The organism is Robiginitalea sp., from assembly GCF_049588695.1.
Lineage (GTDB): Bacteria > Bacteroidota > Bacteroidia > Flavobacteriales > Flavobacteriaceae > Robiginitalea.
Genome location: NZ_JBAVZJ010000487.1, coordinates 1 through 3,783 on the forward strand (window position 1 = coordinate 1; position 3,783 = coordinate 3,783).

The window sequence follows — 3,783 nt, forward strand, 5'->3', positions numbered from 1 at the left end:
CCCCCTTGGCGAGCGGGGTATTACGGATGCGCACCTGATCGCCCGGGCCCTTGAAAAGAAGCTCAGGGGTGTACAAGCCATTTTTTCAAGTCCGGCAAACCGCGCCCTGCACACCTGTATGATCCTGATGCGGGAGATGGGACTTCCTTTTGCATCAGTACAGGTAGTCCCGGAGTTATACGATTTTTCAGGACAGGGGGTAAGCGAACACGTCTGGAGCCTGGATGATGCCCTTGAAAAAGTGATGCTCTTCGGACACAACAATGCCATGACGCATATTGCGAATAAATGGGGCAGTAAATATCTGGAGAATGTTCCCACTTGCGGGGTGGTGCACCTTTCCTTCCCGGTTAATTCCTGGAAGGAGATCTCCTACGGGGATACGCTAAATACCGTATTTCCAAAAAACTTAAGATAAAACATGAATAAAAATCAATATGTAAACCGGGAGATCAGCTGGCTGCGTTTTAACGAACGCGTTTTGCAGGAAAGTGTGGATGTACAGGTCCCGCTAATCGAAAGACTGCGCTTTCTCGGGATATTCTCCAATAACCTCGATGAGTTTTTTAAGGTGCGTTACGCTACCGTGAAACGCATTGTTCAGGCTGGGAAATCGGGTAAAAGTGTCCTGGGGGGTGAACGGGCCAAGGACCTGTTGGATGAGATAACCAGTATTGTTATCCGGCAACAGAAAGATAGCCAGGTGATACTCAAGCAGATCGAACAGGAGCTGGAGAAGGAAAATATTTTCCTGATCGATGAAACGGAAATCCAACCCCACCAGGAGGATTTCCTGAAAACGTATTTCATCCAGAATGTAGGGCCATCCCTGATGACGATTATACTGAACAGTGTGATTGAGTTCCCGACCCTGAAGGATACGGCCGCCTATCTGGCTGTCAAAATGGTGCTGGAAGAAGACAATAGTGCTGCGGCCCATGAGAGCCCGAACCAGTACGCGCTCATTGAGATTCCGAAGGAAATCGACCGATTTATTGTCCTGCCCAGGGAGGGGAATCGAAACTATATCATCCTGCTGGATGACCTGATCCGGTATTCGCTCAGGAGCATTTTTAATATGTTTTCCTATACCTCCATCTCGGCCCATATGATCAAAATCACCCGTGATGCGGAACTGGATATCGACAACGACCTGAGTAAGAGTTTTATCGAGAAAATTTCCAGCAGTGTTGAAAACCGTAAAATCAGCGATCCGGTGCGTTTTGTCTACGACAGTTCCATCGAAGCGGATACGCTGAATTTCCTTAAGGAGAAGATGAACATTGAGGATACGGACAGTGTGATTCCCGGGGGTCGCTATCACAATCGCAGGGACTATATGGGTTTTCCGAGCCTGGGGCGCTCAGACCTGATGTATGAGCGGATTAAACCCCTGCCGGTGGAGGGCTTGACTTTGGATGGCAGCCTTTTTGAACGGATCGCCGAGAAAGACCACCTGCAGTATGCGCCCTATCACACGTTTATGTATGTGATCAAATTCCTCAGGGAAGCGGCCCTGGATCCGAGGGTACGAACCATTAAAATCACGGTGTATCGCCTGGCCAACAATTCACAGGTCGCGGCATCCCTTATCAATGCGGCCAAGAACGGGAAACAGGTTACCGTGCAAATTGAACTACAGGCGCGTTTTGACGAACGGGCCAACATCGAATATGCCGAACAACTTCAGGAGGAGGGCGTACGTCTGATTTTTGGTGTACCGGGCCTGAAAGTGCATAGTAAAATTTGCGTCATCGAAAGGGAGGAGGGAGGCGACCTTAAGCGCTACGGTTTTATCAGTACAGGGAATTTTAATGAGAATACCGCCCGGATTTATACCGACTACACCTTGTTTACTTCCCATGAGGCCATATTGAAGGAACTCAATAAGGTTTTTAACTTCTTTGAGACTTCCTATAAGATCTACAAGTATAAACACCTGATTGTATCCCCCCACTACACCCGGACCCGTTTTAAAAAGCTCATCGATGCGGAAATCGCTAATGCACAGGAAGGGAAGCCGGCGTTTATAAAGATTAAAATGAACAGCCTCACTTCCTATGACATGGTAGACCTGCTCTACCAGGCCAGCAATGCCGGGGTGAAGATTCAGCTCATCATTCGGGGGATCTGCTGCCTTATACCGGGTATTCCCGGGATGAGTGAGAATATAGAGGCCATCAGTGTGGTCGATAAGTTCCTGGAACACCCCAGGATCTTTATTTTCGGGAATAATGGGGCGCCCCAGGTCTATATTTCTTCCGCAGACTGGATGACCCGGAATCTGGATTACCGGGTGGAAGTAGGATGTCCTATTTACGACGAGGAAATCAAACAGGAACTCCTCGACACTTTTGAGATTTCCTGGAAGGACAATGCCAAGGCCCGGGTATTTGATGCCCAGCAAAGCAATAGCTATCGGGTGAGCGCGGCTCCTGATTTTCGATCTCAGTTTGAGATGTACTCGTACTACCAGCAAAAATTAAAAGACCCGGGTGAAAATACGTAAATACGCCGCTATCGATATTGGATCCAACGCCATGCGGTTGTTGGTGCATAATATTGTGGAAACACCGGGGCGTCCGGTACAGTTTTATAAAAATGCCCTGGTACGCGTGCCGGTCCGCCTGGGGGAGGACAGTTTTGGGATCGGGGCCATTACGGAGGCCAACGTCGATCGTATGGTCAAAACCCTGAAGGCTTTTTTACTTTTGATTGAGGTAGGGGGCGTAGAGAAGTATCGCGCCTGTGCCACCTCGGCCCTGAGGGAAGCCGGCAATGGTGCAGAAATCATAAAGCGTATCTTAAAGGAAACCGGCCTGGAGGTCGAGCTGATCGATGGTCAGCAGGAGGCCGCCATAATAGCCGGCACGGATTTGGCCCGGCTCCTGCAGGAAGATGCGAGTTATTTGTATGTGGATGTGGGTGGGGGTAGCACAGAGTTTACGGTCTTCTCAGGGGGGAAGCCTGTACTTTCAAGGTCTTTTCAAATCGGAACAGTCCGCCTGATCAAGGAATGGGTAGCGGAGTCAGAGTGGGAAGCCTTAGAGCAGTGGGTTCGCGAAGCCGTGAAGGGCCTTCCCAAACTTTCGATTATCGGGTCCGGGGGCAATATCAACAAACTTCATAAAATGTCCGGCCGCAAGGTTGGGCAACCGCTTACTTTTATCTGGCTCAACGCCCAGTATCATTTTTTAAAGAGCATGAGTTACGACGAGCGTATATCAGAACTGGGTCTGAATCCCGACCGGGCGGATGTCATCCTTCCGGCCACTGAGATTTTTTTACGCACCGCTAAGTGGAGCGGGGTTAAAAAAGTCCACGTGCCGCAAATAGGCCTGGCAGACGGAATTATACGGGATCTGTATTTCAGGGAGCACAACAGCTGATCGTCCGGCGCGACGACGGTATTTGGTAGGGAAAGGAGAATTGGGATACACCCCGGGAGACTTAGTTCAAAACAAGCTTATCCGTGAACCGTTTCCGTTGTACCCAGTCCTTTCATGATTTCCGCCTCGTAAACCAGTAAATCTTCCCACTTTTTATCGACTTCTTCCCGATTTCCGTACTGACGCGCAAATTTCAGGAACATCGTGTAGTGCCCGGCTTCACTGATCATAAGTTTCCTGTAGAATTCTGCCAACTCTGCATCCTGAAGTTGTTCGGAGAGCAACCGGAATCGCTCACAACTGCGGGCTTCGATCAGGGCTGCGTACAACAGCCTGTGTACGAGTTGTTCGCTTCGGCTGCCTCCTTTGGGGAAAAACTTCATCAGGGCGATAA

The 3,783-nt window shown here is 49.6% G+C and carries 4 protein-coding genes; 3 read left to right on the top strand and 1 reads right to left on the bottom strand.

Annotated features, from left to right (window positions below; translation table 11 throughout):
• The 3 genes from WBV75_RS11375 to WBV75_RS11385 form a co-directional block, all read left to right on the top strand.
• Positions 1–418: SixA phosphatase family protein (locus WBV75_RS11375; RefSeq protein ID WP_424120716.1), on the top strand; the 418-nt coding region annotated here is incomplete at its 5' end.
• 3 nt (positions 419–421) lie between these two features.
• A complete protein-coding gene (gene ppk1, locus WBV75_RS11380) occupies positions 422–2,509 on the top strand; it encodes a polyphosphate kinase 1 (protein ID WP_424120717.1) in 2,088 nt (695 codons plus the stop codon).
• Positions 2,496–3,389: a Ppx/GppA phosphatase family protein gene (locus WBV75_RS11385; protein ID WP_424120718.1), complete on the top strand. Its 894-nt coding sequence runs from the start codon at positions 2,496–2,498 to the stop codon at positions 3,387–3,389. Before ppk1 ends, WBV75_RS11385 begins: the two co-directional genes overlap by 14 nt.
• 77 nt (positions 3,390–3,466) lie before the next feature.
• Here WBV75_RS11385 and miaE read toward each other — a convergent pair.
• A partial coding sequence (miaE, locus tag WBV75_RS11390; protein WP_424120719.1) for a tRNA isopentenyl-2-thiomethyl-A-37 hydroxylase MiaE occupies positions 3,467–3,783 on the bottom strand: 317 nt, incomplete at its 5' end.